The organism is Pseudomonas farris (genome assembly GCF_019145235.1).
GTDB classification, from domain to species: domain Bacteria; phylum Pseudomonadota; class Gammaproteobacteria; order Pseudomonadales; family Pseudomonadaceae; genus Aquipseudomonas; species Aquipseudomonas farris.
In genome coordinates this window covers 159,350-176,490 of record NZ_JAHSTV010000007.1, presented here as the reverse complement: position 1 = coordinate 176,490, position 17,141 = coordinate 159,350, and the positions used below count along the sequence as shown (strand labels likewise).

14 protein-coding genes are annotated in these 17,141 nt (G+C 58.5%); 2 read left to right on the top strand and 12 right to left on the bottom strand.

Annotation, left to right across the window (positions count from 1 at the left end):
- Positions 1 to 41: 41 nt before the first annotated feature.
- From KVG95_RS16550 to sctW, 12 genes are read right to left on the bottom strand one after another with little or no spacing between them, the layout of a single operon-like run.
- Positions 42 to 5,132: an AvrE-family type 3 secretion system effector gene (locus KVG95_RS16550; RefSeq protein ID WP_217857179.1), complete on the bottom strand. Its 5,091-nt coding sequence runs from the start codon at positions 5,130 to 5,132 to the stop codon at positions 42 to 44.
- A 44-nt stretch (positions 5,133 to 5,176) separates the two neighbouring features.
- Positions 5,177 to 6,349 (bottom strand): type III secretion system export apparatus subunit SctU, encoded by a 1,173-nt coding sequence (gene sctU, locus KVG95_RS16545; protein WP_217857178.1) that lies wholly within the window; start codon positions 6,347 to 6,349, stop codon positions 5,177 to 5,179.
- Positions 6,350 to 6,397: 48 nt separating this feature from the next.
- The gene (gene sctT / locus KVG95_RS16540) at positions 6,398 to 7,198 is read right to left on the bottom strand and encodes a type III secretion system export apparatus subunit SctT (RefSeq protein ID WP_217857177.1); all 801 of its coding nucleotides are present in this window, start codon (positions 7,196 to 7,198) and stop codon (positions 6,398 to 6,400) included.
- 1 nt (position 7,199) lies between these two features.
- Complete coding sequence (sctS, locus tag KVG95_RS16535) at positions 7,200 to 7,460, bottom strand: type III secretion system export apparatus subunit SctS (protein WP_217857176.1); 261 nt, start codon at positions 7,458 to 7,460, stop codon at positions 7,200 to 7,202.
- Positions 7,461 to 7,474: 14 nt separating this feature from the next.
- Positions 7,475 to 8,128 carry a type III secretion system export apparatus subunit SctR gene (gene sctR, locus KVG95_RS16530; RefSeq protein ID WP_367616774.1) on the bottom strand — a complete coding sequence of 218 codons (654 nt, stop codon included), beginning with the start codon at positions 8,126 to 8,128 and terminating at the stop codon, positions 7,475 to 7,477.
- Positions 8,125 to 9,171, bottom strand: a complete 1,047-nt coding sequence (locus tag KVG95_RS16525; RefSeq protein WP_217857175.1) for a FliM/FliN family flagellar motor switch protein — start codon at positions 9,169 to 9,171, stop codon at positions 8,125 to 8,127. The genes sctR and KVG95_RS16525 overlap by 4 nt, the downstream gene beginning before the upstream one ends.
- Before the next feature lies 1 nt (position 9,172).
- Positions 9,173 to 9,712, bottom strand: a complete 540-nt coding sequence (locus KVG95_RS16520; protein ID WP_217857174.1) for a type III secretion system HrpP C-terminal domain-containing protein — start codon at positions 9,710 to 9,712, stop codon at positions 9,173 to 9,175.
- The gene (locus tag KVG95_RS16515; RefSeq protein WP_217857173.1) at positions 9,709 to 10,173 is read right to left on the bottom strand and encodes a type III secretion protein; all 465 of its coding nucleotides are present in this window, start codon (positions 10,171 to 10,173) and stop codon (positions 9,709 to 9,711) included. The genes KVG95_RS16520 and KVG95_RS16515 overlap by 4 nt, the downstream gene beginning before the upstream one ends.
- Entirely contained in the window at positions 10,160 to 11,515 is a 1,356-nt protein-coding gene (locus tag KVG95_RS16510) for a FliI/YscN family ATPase (protein WP_217857172.1), read from the bottom strand. The genes KVG95_RS16515 and KVG95_RS16510 overlap by 14 nt, the downstream gene beginning before the upstream one ends.
- Positions 11,515 to 12,447, bottom strand: coding sequence for an FHA domain-containing protein (locus KVG95_RS16505; RefSeq protein ID WP_225923183.1), 933 nt, complete (start codon positions 12,445 to 12,447; stop codon positions 11,515 to 11,517). Before KVG95_RS16505 ends, KVG95_RS16510 begins: the two co-directional genes overlap by 1 nt.
- Before the next feature lie 12 nt (positions 12,448 to 12,459).
- The gene (gene sctV, locus KVG95_RS16500; RefSeq protein WP_217857171.1) at positions 12,460 to 14,547 is read right to left on the bottom strand and encodes a type III secretion system export apparatus subunit SctV; all 2,088 of its coding nucleotides are present in this window, start codon (positions 14,545 to 14,547) and stop codon (positions 12,460 to 12,462) included.
- Positions 14,544 to 15,653: a type III secretion system gatekeeper subunit SctW gene (gene sctW, locus KVG95_RS16495; protein WP_217857170.1), complete on the bottom strand. Its 1,110-nt coding sequence runs from the start codon at positions 15,651 to 15,653 to the stop codon at positions 14,544 to 14,546. The genes sctV and sctW overlap by 4 nt, the downstream gene beginning before the upstream one ends.
- Before the next feature lie 258 nt (positions 15,654 to 15,911).
- Here sctW and KVG95_RS16490 point away from each other — a divergent pair, with 258 nt between their 5' ends.
- Both KVG95_RS16490 and KVG95_RS16485 read left to right on the top strand, forming a co-directional pair.
- Positions 15,912 to 16,469, top strand: a complete 558-nt coding sequence (locus tag KVG95_RS16490; RefSeq protein ID WP_217857169.1) for an RNA polymerase sigma factor — start codon at positions 15,912 to 15,914, stop codon at positions 16,467 to 16,469.
- Complete coding sequence (locus KVG95_RS16485) at positions 16,466 to 17,074, top strand: GNAT family N-acetyltransferase (protein ID WP_217857168.1); 609 nt, start codon at positions 16,466 to 16,468, stop codon at positions 17,072 to 17,074. Before KVG95_RS16490 ends, KVG95_RS16485 begins: the two co-directional genes overlap by 4 nt.
- The last annotated feature ends 67 nt before the right edge of the window (positions 17,075 to 17,141 follow it).

The window sequence follows — 17,141 nt, the reverse complement described above, 5'->3', positions numbered from 1 at the left end:
TCAGGCCGGCCTGGCCGGCGTGGGAACGATCGAAAGAACCCTCAGCTTTTTAGCTCAAACCCATCTTTCTTCAGCGCACCAACTGTACTTTTCAGGCTTTGCGTGGGCTTGCCGAGTTCGCCGTCCAAGACGTATTTTTTTGGCGTGTCCTGATTCTCGCCATAAGAAAAGCTGATCTTGCCCAGGGTTTTAGTGACGATCAGAGCGGCGGAGCTGTTGGAGCTGAGTAACGGCAGCGGGGAGGTAAAATCTTCCTTTTGGCTGGCGCTCTGGAACACGGTAATGGCTTTGATCCGCATATTGTCGCGGTCAGCCAGCAGGGCTGCCAGAGCCGTTTGTGACAGCGCGCCGCTGCGACTGCCTTGATCGATCTTGTCCTGGACGTGATCCTTGAGTTCAAGTCGAACCCTAGCCAGGTTGCCATCGGAGGATTGCAGCTGTTTGATCAGGGACTTGAGCGTTGGGTCATCACGCAGCAATGCGCAGACTTGTTCGGCGTTGCTGGGTGAATGCATCGAACTCACCAGACTCATGACTTTGGACACCACCCCTTGCTCGCTCAGGCGCGACAAGTTGGTGTAGGAACTCTCGAAGCGTGCGCTGTCAAGCATGCTGTGTTTCTTGTCCGCCGCCTCCTGTTGAACCGAGGAGCGTTTCAACGCTCGCAGGGCCGCATATTGTTCGTCGTTTGCCACGGGCTTGTCGCAAAAGTACTGACTCAGCCCCTCAAGGTGTCGCTGGATTTTTTCCTTGGGTGTTGCTTCGGCGAATTCCGGCTGCCGATCATTGGCCAGCCTGCTGAGTTCTGCCTGAGAAGCACGATCCTTGAAGGCTGTGCCGAGACTCTTGGAGAGTTTGCTCAGGTTGGCGGTGGTCAAGGGGTTGGCTTGTGTATAAGACAAATCGATTCGCTTGGTGGTTTTCGAGTCCGCGGAAGCGCTCAGATTGGCACTTATCAAGGGTATGGCAATCGATTGCGATGCAGTGGCTTTCGTCGGATCCGTTGGATTCTTGGGGGCCGTGTGCGCTGCACTGAGTGGGGTACGGAAATAAACCCCGGCATCCAGCTTGTTCATCAGGCGCGCACGGTTCATCCCGCCTTCGCGCAGTTCGCTTTTATCGCTGCTTTTGGTCAGTGAATAATCAGTGAAGTTCAGCAAGTTGACGTTGACTGTTCCACCCATCCCGATACGGCTGGCGACTGATAATGGAGAGCTGTTCTTATCGGTTATGCCCAGCCCGACATTAAGTTCGGCTGTGCCGCTGGCATTAAGGTCGAAACTCAAGTGCATGCCATTTTGGGTTTTATGGTCGACGCCTTTTGTCATGATCTCCAGTGGGTTGAGTTTGCCGCTGAACAGGTTGTCGACAAAGTGATCGATGTCCTCGTCCGGTACGGTAAACACCACGCCATGGTGTTGGGTTGCGGTGGCTGTGGCGGTGAGATTCGCTCCCAAACGAATAGCCGGTACAAGTTGACGTTCGTTGCCCATATCGACCTTGGGTTCGTTTGGCCAAAAATTCTTGCTGGCGCCTACACCTGCGTTTGCCGTGCCTATACCCGCGTGTGACAGGTCAGCGATGATGCCATTTTCGCCTCGCGCGAACTTCAGGCTGTATTTGCGTCCGCCTGCCACTGAACCGCTGGGAAAGGGGCCTGTACCGAGTTGGGCCAGGCTAATGAAGGGGGTGCTCAGGCTCACCCCATAGCCGCTCTGCAGGCTGATCTCATCGTCGGGATGCTCCAGTTGCTTGAGCGATGCCTTGAGTTTGTCTGCCAACTCCGCCTGGCTCTTGCTGCCGGTGGCCGCGCGCAAGTTGACGCTAATGGCATGGTCTTCTTTCTTGAGCCCTTTGCTGAATGCCTTGATCGCGTCATAGGAGTTTTCGAGGCTGGTGTGGTCGATAAAACCCATATCGGTAATTTGTTTGATCGGGTGTTCGGCATAGGTGTTGTCGCGCAACAGGTTGAATTTTTGCTGCAGTTGGTCCAGTTTTTTGCTGTTGTCCGCACCGGGAGGGATGGGCATCTCGGCGTAGTCGAGCAACATGCCGAAGTCTTTGAGGGTAATCACGTCAAGGGTCAGGCGAGACTTGGTCAGGGCCTGGCCGTCGCTGAAGTCGCGTCGCTGTCCGAGGGGCACATCGGCTTTCTGGTGGGCGATTTTCATGCCGTTGTCTTGTAACGTTTTGAGCAGCGCGCCCGTGTGGTTCTCGGCCGAAGGGGCGAATTGGGTCAAGACGTCTTGCAGTTCCTTGAGCAAGTCGTGCCCGGAGCTGTTCAGGTTGCGTTTCTCGGACGCAGTGGACAGTGCCATGCTCAGCGCAGTGCGCTTCGATGGCTCGGAAACTTCGCCATGAATGTTCAGCAGGCCCTCTTTCTGGCGCAGCAGTTTCGACTGCCCGTGCTGGTGCCCCAAGTGCATGGCCGCCCGGTGGCTGTTGTCTTCCAGCTCAGTGCGGAAGGCTTCCAGATCCGTGAGCAACCCGGCACCTGGCGCACCGAGGTCGAGCCTGGCGATACGCGATTTGAAGTCGTTCCCAGCTCCAGGAGCCTTACCTGAATCTTTGTGGATCATATCCAGGCGCTCAAACAGCTTGGACTCGGTTTCGTAAATCGGGCGCAGACCTTCACGGCCGTGATGATGATGTTGGATGTTGTTGCCGATATTTTTCAGCGGCCGAGGTATTTCCAGAGTGTTCTTGTAAATATGGGCCCGGAAAAATTCGGACGCGCTCGATTTGTTGCTGCTTTCCCCCGAGCGCCCCATCAGATTGATGGCGACGCGCAGGGTGCCACCCGTGAACGGGATGCGTTTGCTGTTTTCGCTGCCGCGTACATTGGTGAACAAGTCGTTCAAGGCATTGTGGTCGGTGGGACGCGGTATCAGTGGTTGCCATTCGCCCTGTTTGAGATGCACCTGGGTATGGCTTCTGTTACGCACGGTGGCACTCAGGCTGCCGTCGTCAGCGGTACGGATACTGGCTAGTAATCGCGGAGGATTGTCCGATGTCACGACCGGCTTCCAGTTGGCCTCGGGGCGTGCTTCGGGGGCTTGCCAGTCATCCTTGGCCAGGACAAACAACTCACCCTGAGTGGTCAATGCATGGAGGTTGTGGTTCTCGTCCAGCGCAAGGGAGCTTACTTTGTCGGGCAGACCATGGTGCGTCAGCTCGCTAGGGTCGCCGGTCTTGTGATGAGCCGTGAGCCTGTTTTGGTCGTCGCAGACGGCAAACTGCTTATCGTTGAGCATGGTGAAGGTGGTGACGGTGCGATTTTCCAGTCCCGGAAGTTCGTCGCCGACGCTCACGTTGGTCGAACGTGACGTTTGGGTCAGGGTGTGGCCGGTACCGACGGCCACCGGGGTGTAGTGGGGGCTGACATCGAGCTTGGCGATCTTTCCGTCCTTGAGCATATAGGCCTTGTTGTCGGCGCCGCGCTGCAATTGCTCGACATCTTTGATGCCGGTGTCTTTCCAGTCCTGGGTGGTTGGGTCCCATTGCTGGATTCGCTTGTCGGTGATACCCATGCGGCCGGAAGGACCGAGGTCGAAGGTGTTGGCCGGGGTTGGGTCGGCACCACCGGCCAGGCCGCGCTTATTGTCCAGCACCAGCGCATCGGTGAGATTCCAGCTGCTCTTGAGACCCTTGCTCTGCTCGTCGAGCGGGTGTGCATGAGTCTGGCCCAAATGATCAGTGACCAGAATATGCAGCGCGCCGTCGTCGCCATGCATAAAGCCGGTCACCTGTTTGCCAGCACCGAACTTTTCTCCGACGGGCTGGAAGTCCTGCTCGGGTGCCAGGTTCAGGTTCCGTTCCCCGGTGTTCAACTCGTTGCGCCCGACGCTGTAGAGCTTGCCTTCGGTGTCGGCGATAAACAGTCGGTCGTTGCTCAGTCCGACACTCAGCGCCTCGGACTTCCCGTCATTGAGCTTCAGTCTCCTGGACGGCGACAGCTGGGCTTCCTGAAGCACATCCACTAAACGAATATCTTGCTGATCATGCTTGTGGATCAGACAAACAGCGACGTTGTCCGAGGCCACGGAGAACGTCTTGAGGTTCTTGAATATGTCGTCACCTTGCCCGTAGACAGCGCCATTGCCATGGGTCGATAGCTGACTCAAGACCTTACCCTCGCTGCCAGGTTTCGGCTCCCAACTGGTGGTAGAGGCGTTGAAACGATGCAGACGCCCCTCATGCACGCGCAGTTGCTCGCCATTCTTTTCTTCATGAATGCCAGTCAGTTGCGCGAGATGTGCTTTTCCGGGGATTTGCAAGGGGGTACTTTTGAGGCCGCCGGTGGCGATCTGAGTGTTGTTACCGTGGACTTCGAAAGTGGACGCGTCCCTGGTGAGGGCGCTCGATGGGGCTTCTGCCTGGCTGCTTCTCAGCACCACCAAGGCTGTGGGTGACTGCTTCAGGTGCAGCACACTGCCTTGTTGATCGAGCAGCAGATGATCCTGGCCGTTCTCCAGGCTGTGCTGCGCCTGGTAGGTTTGCTTCGGTTGGCCCAGGATGCTTTTCAGCAGGTCGGTTAGAGCCGGTGGGGTGAAGCCCAGGAAGTCGGGCTGGCCTTTGGCATTCAGGCTGATACCTGGTTTTTGCGCCGTGGTGGAATTGGGCTGCTGAAGATGGGCATTCTGGCCGCTGGAGGTGCCGGCCGTGTGATGGTTGGGTGGCAAGTAAAGACGAGGTTGCCGGTTCGTTAATTGCCGTAAATTCTCCGCGGTGTAATTGGGCTGCTGAGGATGGGCATTCTGGCCGCTGGTAGTGCCGTCCGTGTGACGGCTGGGTGGCAAGTAAAGATGAGGTTCCTTGATCATTAATTGTCGTAATTTTTCTGCGGCGTATTGGGGCGGCTGAGGATGGGTATTCTGGTCGCTGGAAGCGCCTGCCGTGTGACGGCTGGGTGGTAAGTGAGCATCAGGTTGCACCCTTTTCGAGGGTTGCGCCCCGGTGTTCTGATGCGGTCGGTCAACCCACTGCTTCTGGCGCATGCCTAAATTGGCGAGGCTGGACGAGGCGTTTTGGGTCGGCCGTTCGGACCGTTGCTCCAGCCCCGGTCGAACTGTCAGCCCTTGCACATTCGGGGTGCTGACAGCGGGTGTCGAGTTGATCGAATTATGAGGCATGGCGCTTTTCCTTCACGGGGACAGACATCGCAACTTCATTACGGCTACTCAGGATGTTCAGGTAAATTCCTTTGCTCTGAGTGGGATGGCCGCAGGGTCTGGTTCCTCGCGAACAGGGGAGAAGCCTGCTCAGGCGCTTCCGGCATCTCAATCAGCTCTTTGTCGGAGTGCTCATCCAGTTCCCGCAGCAGGCGGTAGACCTGTGCCACGGCTTGCAAGGTTGCGCGCGGGATAAAGTGGCCGACATCGCTGTGATACAGCGTGCGCGCGAGCCAGACGAAACGGATCACCGGTACCCCGGCCTGACGGGCACGTTCGATCAGCTCTCGGGCCTGGGCATCATGACCTTTGCAGACGATGCGTGGCAGAGGTGTTTGTTCCGGCCGGTAGAACAAGGCCACCGCGTAGTGCGTCGGGTTGACCAACAGCATATCGGCATCTTCCACGGGGGCCCTGATGGAGGCCTGGGAGCCGGGTTCCTTGGTCAGTTCGCGGGCCAGCGACTTGCGTTGAGACTTCATATGGGGGTCGCCTTCCATCTCCTTGTACTCTTTACGTATGTCTTCGTGGTCCATGCGCTGGCCCTTCATGAAGAAATACTTTTGCAAGCCGAAGTCGATGGCCGCGAGTACCAGCAGCACGCCCAGACAGGTGTGCGAAAGGCGAGAAAACAGATCGATCATCGCCAGCCAATAGGTGTCCAGATCGGTGTTGGCCAAGCCGATCAAGTCGCCCAGCGCCGGTGGCAATACCAGGTACAGCACGGTTGAAATCAGCACGGCCTTGCACAGGCTATTGAACAGATTGAACAACTGCTTGGAAGAAAACATCTGCTTGAATTGATTCAGTGGGTTGAGTCGATTGAAGTCGAGCTTGATGGCTGCGGGCGCGAACAATAGACCGAACTGGATCCAGCCGCCGATCAGACGCATCGCCACTGCCACTCCTAATACAGGCAGCATGAATAGCAGCAAGTCCCAGCCGGCCTTGCTCAAGACCTCATTCACTCCGGCGGCGAAGGGGCGGTCCAATTGGGCGAGGGGTAGGGCGACCAGTGCCTTGAGCTTGGCAATACCGCTGCTGGCGAGAGTGAGGATCAGCTCCAGCAGGGCGGCAAAGATAAACAGTTTGTGCACGTCCTGACTCTGCCCTACTTCGCCTTTTTTGCGGCCATCGTCGAGTTTTTTCTGGGTTGGCTGTTCGGTTTTTTCACCCATGGACGATTCCTTTTGATTCCTGGTCGATGGCGAGCATTACGCGCCCGTTCATCCCGGTGGCTTCAATAGCAATGGCAGGAGGTGACGAAGATCGCTCAACTCGTTCAGGCGACCATCGCCGAGCCAGCAGAGCATCGGCAGATACACCACCAGGAAGCCCAGGCCGACCAGACTCTTGGCCGGCATTGCCAGGGTTGAGACTTGCAGTTGCGGGCTGTACAGACTGAGGATCGCCATGCCGAATTCGATTAACAGCAGTAGGCCCACCAGTGGTGCGGCATAGAGCACCATAAAGCGAAAGGTGCTGGCCAGAAGCGTCAGGTAGACGTTGAAGCCCTCGGCTCTGGGGATGGGTGTCCATTGGGTCGCGGGCCAGACGCTGTAACTGTCCCAGATAATCTGGGTCAGGCTTGAGTAGCCGCCACCGAGAATCATCAGCAAAATCAATACCTGCTTGAACATATGCCCCAGCTCCGAGGTGTTATCACCGAGGGCCGGATTGATCTGCCCGCCGATCAGGGCACCGCGCTGGTTATCAAACAGGCAGCCGACTGATTCGAACAGCCAGAATGGCATGGCTATCAGCAACCCGAGCAGCAGGCCGATGACGCTTTCCTTGAGTACCAGTGCGCCGACGTCCAGCCAGCCCAACTCCTGACCGGCCAAGGCTGCGCGGATACCCGGCATCGGCACAAGGGCCAAGGCCAGGACAACGGAGTTACGCAACATCCCCTTGATTTCGTGAAAAGAGAACGCCGGGATCAGAAACAGACAGGGGTACAGGCGGGCCATGCCCAGGGTGAGGGCGAGGATCGATTCGGACAGTTCGTGCAAGGCCGGCTCGAACATCTCAGGCCCTCGTCTGCGCGATCATACCGAACGCCAGGTTGGTCAATTGCATCAGCTCGATTCCGATCCAGCGCCCGGTCAGCGCCAAAGCGATGCCCACCGCCACCAGCTTGACGGCGAATGGCAGGGTCTGGTCCTGCAATTGCATCACCGCTTGCAGCAATGAGGTGATGATGCCGACGACCACCGCCACGATCAGCGCCGGGGCAGACAGCACCACCACCAGCAGCATGGCCTGCTTGAACAGCGTCAGGGTTTCCATAAAGCCTCGGTTTGTCACAGATAGCTGTAGAACAGCCCGTCGAGCAAACGCGTCCAGCCGTCCACCAGAACGAACAGCAGAATTTTCAGCGGCAATGAGATGGTCATGGGTGCAACCATCTGCATGCCCAAGGCAAGCAGGATGTTGGACACGATCAGATCGATGACGATGAACGGGATGTAGATCAAGAATCCGATTTGAAAACCGGCCTGCAACTCCGATAGAACAAAGGCCGGTACGGTGAGCAGTAAGTCGTCGCGGCTGGCCTTGGCCGACATTTCCGCTGGCCACATTCGCTGGGTGTTTTCCAGCAGGTGGGTCTGGATATCCGGGTTGACGTTACGCGCCATAAACTGACGCAAGGGTTCGACCACGTGATTGGCGCCGCTTTGCATGGCCTCGAAATCCTCCATTTGCTCCGGCAGGCTCTTGACGCGTTGCCCCATATCGCTGAATACCGGGGCCATGATGAATAACGTCGCCGCCAGGGCGATGCCATACAGGGCCATGTTCGGCGGTACCTGCTGCACGCCGATGGCGTTGCGAGTGATCAGCAGGACCATGGAGATTTTCAGAAAAGCGGTGCAGATCATCATCAGCAACGGCACCAGGGACAAGGCACCGAGAAATAGCGCCAACGTCAGCGGATCGACGTTCTGCAGGTTCACCGTTGTGTTTCCAGGCGGGTGATTTGCAGACCCAGGCGCCCCTCGACATCTACCAGTTCGCCATGGGCCAGCGGTCGTTCGCCATGGCACAGGGTTGCATTGCCTGGGGCACAGCCGCTGAAAGTCAGTACCGAACCCACCGCCAGCGTACTCATTTGTCCCAGCGTCAAGGACAGGCTGCCCGCGCGCAGGGTCAGGGCAAGGGGCAGGTCGGCGAAACGTGCGAGTCTGTCATCGGCTTGTCGCGCATCGTTGAGTTCCGGGAGCTCTGGGTCGAGAGTCGCGAGTGCGTCGACAGCAGCAAGATTATCGATCGATGCATTCATAAGATTTTCTTCCAGGTCGGTGATGCTGAAACGCAGCGGGTTCGTCTCGTCCTGACGCAGGCCGAGGCGACAACCGCCAATGTGCAGGGTGCCTTGGCCGTCGGGGGCGAACAGGGGGTGCTCGGGCAAGAGAATGTCACCTGGACGCAGGGAGGCTGTTTGTGAACTGCTCAGCTCGGTGCGACCCAACAGAAGCGGGAGGATAACCAGCCAGTCGGCCTGCATGCTGCTCTGCCGGGGTTCCCAGCCGCCCTGGCCGAGCAGACCGAGAAGAGTCGCTGGGAGTAAGCGGACGCGGCTGTAAACCCGTAAACCATTGATTTGCGCCTCCAACAGACATTCCATGGCCCCTTCGACGACCGTTACCGTCGGCTGTAAATGGCCAAACAGGGTTTGCAGCTCGGGGCTCAGGTAGTGGTTGTAGAGCTGCCAGTACCAAGCATCATCCGGATCTTCGGACGCCGTTTCAGGTAGCAGCGCCGGACAGCTGGAGAGCAGGCCGAGCAAGGCTGTGGCGTCGCTGAGCCAGAGTGCGCCGGACTCGCTGGCGAGAACTCTGCCAGGCGTCCGGCCGAATGGTGTGGGCGCCAGGCGCAGGTTCAGGGAACCGGATGCCTGCTCAAGGCGAAACCGCAGGCTCAGGCCCTGACCTACACGTTGTCGGGCCAGGGCTTCATCGGCGGGCATGGCGCGAAAACTCAAGGTGCGAACCGACATTTCAATGCGCCTGCGCATCGAGAGTCAGTTGCACGCGGCGCCCGAGTCGTTGGCTGAGCCATTCGCGGAACACCTCACGGTTTGGCTGGCAGCGCTTGCAGGCTTCGCTCTGAGCGAAACGTACGGCGATCTCCAGGCTGTCACCGCAATTGATCAGCTGTACCGCCACTTTGCCCAGTTGCGGAAACTCGAAAAACGCTTCCATGGGGGCTTCACTGGATGGCGTCAGGTGGGTGTCGATGTGCGCGAGCAAGGCATCCCACAACTGCGTGGTGTGGGCGGGTGGCGAAGACGTCAGGGTGGATACGTGTTGCTCGTCGGCAAAACCGTCCGAGAAGCCGTCACCATTGAAGTCGGGGAAAAATGCCAGGCTGTTCGCGTCCGGATTCATCAGGTTCTGGAACAGTTCGCCTTCCTGCCGGGTCTCGCTCTCAAACTCGCGCGTGAACTCGATACGTGGTGCCCAATGGGGCTGTTCTGGGCGTGGCGGTTGCTCGGTACTGCGAGCGTTTGGTTTGAGCGGGGGATGCCTGGGGTTCATGACGCCTCCCGGGCCAGGTCAATCAGGTAATCGAGCTTTTCCATTTCGCGCTGACGCCGACGCATTTCCAGGCGGCTTCCCTCGACCCATTGAGACTGCTGCCGATACTCCTGCTCCAAGGCTTTATAAGTCCGTTCGTCGTCCTCGATACGGCGGATCGATTGTTGCTCCCTGGCTAGCCAGGTGTTCATTTCGCTGATGGACAGCGGCCGGTTGGCGTGCTGCTCGCGCAGTTCAATACGACTCTGACGATGGGCCTCATGCAACAGCTGCCGCTCCTGTTCCATGACTTCCAGGCGCTCGCGCAAGGCCTTGAGCACCTTCTGCTGGCGGTGCCAGCTCAGCTCGGCCATGCTCATGCGGTGTCGGCGAATCGGCGCCAGCAGGTCGAGGGTCTGGCCGAGGACGACCCTGCCAGGATCGTTGACGGGAACTTGCGAGTCGGGGTCAGAGTGGGACATCGGCAGTTACCTGTGAGAGGTGATCCAGGGTTTCTTCCAAAGACCGGGGTTCACGCAGCGACTGCTGCAAAAAGGCCGCGATCCGGGCATGTGAGTCCACTGCGCAATCGGTCAGGGGGTCGTTGCCTTGTTGGTACTCGCCGAGCTTGAGGAGCATCTCCACCTGCTGGTAAGCCGCCATGAGTTTGCGTATCTGCGTGGCATTACGCAGCTGTTTGGTTCCCACCACATTGCCCATTGTCCGGCTCAGGCTGGCGAGTACATCCACTGCCGGGAAATGCCCACGCTCGGCGAGTTGTCGAGACAGGACGATGTGCCCGTCGAGCAGCGAGCGAACTTCATCGGCAATCGGGTCATTCATCGAGTCTTGTTCGATCAGCACCGAGTACAGGGCGGTGATCACCCCGCTGTTGGTGCGTCCGGCCCGTTCCACCAGACGTGGCAATAGCCCATAGACCGACGGTGGCAACCCGCCACGCCCAGCAGGTTCACCACTGGCCAGGCCGATTTCTCGCTGGGCCCGGGCAAAGCGGGTCAGGGAGTCGATAATCAGCAAGGTCGACTTGCCTTGCTGGCGAAAGCCCTCGGCGATGGCAGTCGCGGTAAAGGCTGCGCGGGCGCGTTCCATGCTGCTGCGGTCCGAGGTGGCACAGACCAGCACCGTGCGGCTGCGCAGTTCGTCGTCGAGTTCGTGGTCGAGAAACTCGCGCAGTTCCCGTCCGCGCTCACCGATCAAGCCAAACACAATCGCTTTGCACGGGGTGTTACGCGCCAGCTCGGCCAACAGGGTGGTCTTGCCGCAGCCGGCCCCGGCAAAGATGCCGACGCGCTGGCCTTCACCCAGGGTCAGCAGGCCATCGATGGAACGCAGCCCGGTCGACAACGGTGACTCGATACGGGGTCGCTCGGTCGCTGCCGGTGCATCGCGGATCACCGGCAGTGCACCTGGGGTGCCCGCCTCGGCAAAGGCCGAAGGCCCGTCGTTGCTCAAGGATCTGCCGAAACCATCAAGCACCGCCCCTAACAGCTCATCCCCGACCACCAGGCTGTGGGGCTGGAACAAAGGGATGACCCGCGCGCCGATGGCAATGCCGTCCAGCGCTCCAAGGGCCGCCAGCAGGGTGTGCTGTCGGTCGAAGCCGACGATTTCCGCCATGACTTCAGTGCCATCGGCACGCTGGATCTGACACAGGTCACCGATCCGCGCCCTCGGCATCCGGCTGTGCAACAGGATGCCGTTGACCCCGACTATACGGCCATTGATTTCCACCGGCGCGCGGCGTTCCAGGCGTTCACGTTCGCTCTGGTGCCAGTGAGTGAGGCGCTCAAGAGCGGCCTGCATCACCAACTCAACTCGACACGACGGTCGCCTTCAAAGATCACTCGATGATCATTGATTTCCACTAGACGTACACCGTCCACTTCATCACCGAGAAACAGTCGCCGTCCATCGCTGGTCAGTATATGGGCCGGTCGGGTACCGCTGATCTGCACCACGTGGAACGGCAACAATGGGGCGGCTTCAGGCAGGGCGCTGAGCACTTGCAGCGGGCTTTGATAAAGATGCTCGAAGCGTTGCAGCATGCGCTCGGTCAATTGCAGGAGGTCATCTTCTTCAAAGCGCCCGTGCAGGTAGATCTTGCCATTTTCTTCGACGACGCTGATCCGCCCTTGCAGCTCACGCTCCTTGAGCATTTTGCCCAGCACCTTTTGCACCTGGGCCGAGTCTTTGAGAATGCTCTTGGGCGCCGGTCCCTGGACCACCGGCAAAGGTTCCTGCCGGTTGTAGACCCAGAGCAGGGCCATCAGGAACGTCACCAGGGCACCGATCAGCAGCAGCGGTCCGAGCAACGATCGGGGGGCGCGAGCAGCCTGCACCCGGGACTCATCGTGTTCGGCGATCAACAGCTGGGGCTCCGTCGCCGGCTCGGTAGTGTCCCGAGGCTCGTCGTCCTCAGGCGGCCAATCGGTATTGGCACTGACCACTGATAACCAGACTCCATTCAGGGCGAAGGGCGTGCCGGGTTTGAACATGGCAATTTCGTCGACCCGGTGCCCTTCGCTGTCGGTAATGGCGCCTTCCTTGCGCACCAGGGACCATGTGTCGTCGATCAGTTGCAACAGGCAATGGTGATCCTTGATCCCGGGGTCATACAGGGCAAGGTCAGCGCTGGACGAAGAACCGATGCTCCATTGTTCACCTGTCAGTGGCAAGGCTGCCCCTCGGTGCAGGCCGGTGAGCACGCGTAACTCATACAGCATGTTGGGTTTCATGAGCATGCTCCGTCAGGCAACGTGTGCCTCCTCCAGATCGATGCGTCCGAGTACGTTGACTTGCGCGGAGGACAACAATTCGGCGAAAGACAGCACTGGCACATGATTGAACTCGTCGTTCAGCAGGCCATGCAGCGGGCTGCGCAGGTCCTGGGCTACCAGCAGCACCGGTGCTGGCCGTGTCCGCAACGGGAAGGCTTCGCGCAATTGCTCAATCAACGCACTACCCATTTCCGGCTCGAGGGCGAAGTAGGACTCACTCTGGGTCTGGCGCAGGGCATCGCGCAGCAACACTTCGGTTTCCGGGGTCACCAGCCAGGCGTGGAGGGTGCCGAGTTCAGAGTGCTGATGGCAGATCTGCGCCTTGAGTGCGATGCGCACGTAATCGGTCAGGACATTCAGGTCGCGTTCATGCTGGCCTTGCTCGATCAGGGTCTCGGCAATCGGTCGCATCGACCGCAGCGACACCAGTTCGGCGGACAGCCGCTGCAGTACGGAGGCGAAACGAGCCAGGGGCAGGGTGCGTTGCAGCTCCTGGGCCAGTTCCGGTTGTTCTCTTTCCAGCCAGCCGATGATCGCCTTGCTTTCCTGCAAACCGAGAAATTGCGGCCCGGTGGACTGGAAGGCGCGCCCCATACGCTCAAGGATCAATTCGTTGGCATGAATGCTCTCCACAACGTCTTTGAGCAGCAGCGGGTCATCGGCCTCGAACCACAGCCATAGCCCCTCGTCGCGATCGGCGCGGCCGGGCAAGCCACCATCGTTTTCGTCAACCTGGCGATAGTCCACGGCGCGTCGGCTGGTGGTGAAAGTGGCGCGAATAAACGGCACTTCATAGACACAGAAGCGGAATTCGTCGACCTCGTGCAACTCGATGAATTCGATATCGAATGAGGGCAGTGTCAAGCCGAACTGATGCACCAGGGTATTACGTCGTTGACGGATGCTTTGCAGCAGTTGTTCCAGCTCGGGACTGTCCTTGTGGCTCGGATGAAATTGCAGCAGGTAAGCCCGTGAGGGGTTGAAACGCCGGATATCTTCGTACCCGTTCAGTTCCGGGGCGCCATTGCGCGAAGCATCGTCGTGGTCTTGCTGGATCTGTTTTTGGCGAATGCGCCAGAGCTGGAGCAAACCGCAGAACATACACAGCAGGCTGATGCTGACGAACACCAGGCTGGGCATCCCCGGAATGGCGGCAAAGCCGAGCATGCCGATGGACGAAAAAACCCAGGCCTTGGGTTGGCTGGTCAGTTGCTCGGCGATTTCGTGGCCGATGTTGGCATCCATCGCCTGGCTGTCCGGTGCCACGCGGGTGATGATCATCCCCGCCGTCAGAGAGATCAGCAGTGCCGGAATCTGTGCGATAAGGCCGTCACCGATGGTCAGCACCGAGTACAGGTGCATCGAGTCCGCCGGTTCCATATCGTTTTGCAACACGCCGATGGAAAAGCCGCCGATCAAGTTAATGAAGACGATAACCAGGCCGGCGATGGCATCGCCCTTGACGAATTTCATGGCGCCATCCATAGCGCCGAACAGCTGGCTTTCCTTGGACAATTGCTCGCGCCGCACGCGCGCTTCGTGGACATTGATAAGGTTGGCGCGCAGGTCACTGTCGATGGACATCTGCTTGCCCGGCATGGCGTCGAGGGTGAACCGCGCTGCCACTTCGGCGACCCGTTCCGAGCCTTTGGTAATCACCAGGAAGTTGACGATGGTCAGAATCAGGAAGATCACCAGCCCGACCGCCAGGTTGCCGCCAACCACGAAACTGCCAAAGGCTTCGACGATATGCCCGGCGTCCTGTTGCAGCAGAATCAGCCGGGTGGTAGCGATGGACAGCGCCAGGCGGAACATCGTGGTCAGCAACAGCACTGCCGGAAAGGTCGAGAATGCCAACGGGCGCGGCAAGTACATGGCCAGCACAATCAGCAGCGATGAAATGCAAATGTTCAGCGCAATCAGCACATCTACCAAGGCGGTGGGCAGGGGCAGGATCATCATAAAGACAATCGCCATGACCATCATCGCTCCGACGATTTCGGTGCGGCGCACTACCGCGATCGCCAGGCGGTTGAGCCAGTAGATCAAACGGTTCATGGTGCGGGGCGGCCGGTATCGGGCACGCCCATTATCTGACGCTCGTGCCTTGCGTGTTCATCCATCAGGTTCTGCAACAGCCGCAGGCCGTTCTGGCGGGATTTCAGGTCTTTCCACAGGGTAAGTGGCAGAGCCTGTAATAACGGATACAAACCATTGAAAAACAGCGGCTGCAAACGAGGTGCGTGGCCGATGGTTTCTTCGGCGAGCAGGGTCAGGTCGCGGGCGAAGACTCCGATGCCACAGAAACGCAGTACCCGCTTACCCATGGTCATTGCGGTCATGGTGTCGCCAGGTTTTTGGGGGGGGAATCGCTCAAGTAGGGCCTGGCAGGTTTTAAGCAGGTTGTTCAGCTGACCGGAGGCTCCCAGTCCCCGCAACATCGAACGTAGAACACTGGTGGGCAAGGACGGCGCAAGGGCGGCGATATCATCCGCCAGAGCCCGCTGCAACGTGCGCAGGCCCCGTGGAAACTGCTCTTCAGTGAAGCGTTCGAGCAGGGCTTCGAGCAAGATGGCCAGCGGCTGCTGCTGCCCGATTGCTTTGTAATACACCTGGCGCATGGCACTGCGTTGTTCCGGATCGCGGCTGAACAAGGCAATCGCGCTGGCGGTATTCAAGCCCGCGCGGATCTTCTCGCCATGCAACTGACGCAGTTCGTCGATGGCCGTGCGAGTGATGTCCGTGTCTGTTTCACGACCTTCGGCCATGGCCAGGCGCAAGGTCTGTTGAAGAACAATATCGGTGAGTGCTGGATCGTTACCGGTCGTCTGCAACAGGTCCGGCATTGAAGGCTGCTGTTGCAACAGCGACTGCATGCGCCGGGCCTGCTGCTCCAGACTTGGCTGGTCGGTGCGTTCGAGCAGGCGATACATCTCGACCAGCTTCTCGACCCGCTCGACCCGCTGCGATTTGCTTGACTCACTGACATTGCGCTCATCAAGGCCCTTGCTGTGACGCTCCACACTTTCGCTGAACTTCAGTGCCACCTCTTCCATGGAGTCGACCAATGGGTTTCTGGCACTGGTTGCCCTTTCACTGCCGAATGCTTGCCGGGGAGCGATATCGAGAGGGGGCATCACATCGTTATCGTTTCTGATCTTCATCGGGGATCGCCACAGCACATGTGTGTTCTGTGTGGCGAATGGAGGCTGCCGGTTCCATGGTTTTTTTAACAACATGAATGCTGTGCCAGAACAGGCACGGCGTTTGTGTCGATAGTGCAACAAGTGGCAAAAAAAGCTTATTTCTGAACAATAAAACCATATGTATCAACTACTTGATAATGTAAAAAAGTTGGTACATTCGCTGCTCTCTCTTCTCCCTCACCAATGTTGGCAATCATGAGTGATGAGGGATTAAACGTGGAACTGAACAACGTTCAGAAGGAAGTGAAAGTCGCTGGCGCGACCCATATGGATCTGGGTGAGGTAGTTAAAGGCAGTGAGAAAAAACTCCGGTTTTTTATCATGAAACGGGTCTTCAATCGGGCCGATGTCGATGACCTGATGCAAATGACTTATCTGGAAGCCCTGCGCAATCAACATAAATTTCTTGGTGCCTCGAAACCGGAAACCTGGTTATTCGGCATTGCTCGCAACCTCGTGAGCAACTACTTCAAAAGAATGTATAACCAGCCTCAGTTCGGTGTGCTGGAAGAACTGGCAGTCGAACGTCTTGAGTGCGGTCACGACCCGAGCCATGTCAGTGAGCATCATCGGGTGTTGAACCGGACCATGGCGGCAATCGACGAACTGTCCATGGAAATGCGCACAGTGATCAACCTGGTGGTCGATTCCGATATCACTTACCAGGATGCGGCCGAACGCTTGGGCATACCCATTGGCACCGTGCGTTCGCGAATCGCCAGGGCGCGCGACAAGCTGAAAATGAGCGTTTACGCAGGGAGGATCCAATCATGAATGACTTCATTGCAATAACCCCTGCAACACCTGCGCAAATCCTGCCCCGGGGTATTCGCGAGTCAACGGACAGCGATCTGCCGGCGATGATGGAGATATTCAATGAAACCGCCGGCACTGGCTCCAACTCGCCGGTGACGCGGGCATTGACCCTGGAGGAGGTGGCTTTCCAGATTAACCTCTACAAGTGCGACAAAATGCCTGTGTACGTCCTCGAGCGCGACGGCGAAGTGCTTGGCTGGTTGTCGATCAATCGTTTCTGTTGGGGCAGTCAGGCCTGCCACACTACCGGAGAAATGGGGATTTATGTGCGTGCCGATCACTGTGGCACCGGGATGGGCGTGCGCCTCGCCCGGACCGCGGTGATCCTCGGCCGACAGTATGGTCTTGAAACCATCGTAGGCTGGATCATGGCTGCGAACCTTCCGAGTCAGCGCATGGCTCAGGCCATTGGCGCACGTTTGTGGGCGCGAATGCCGAACATCGCACGCTTTGGTCAAAAGCGTGCCGATGTATTGATGTTCGGTCTGCCATTGTACGAGGAGTTGCCCACGGAACCAGGCGACGAGGCGGCTTCGGCGGCGAATGGAATGCAGACCTCATAACTCTGAAACCCCTGAAGGGCAGTGAGCTACCGCACCACAGGCCGACCCGCCCAGCCGCGATCTGTCG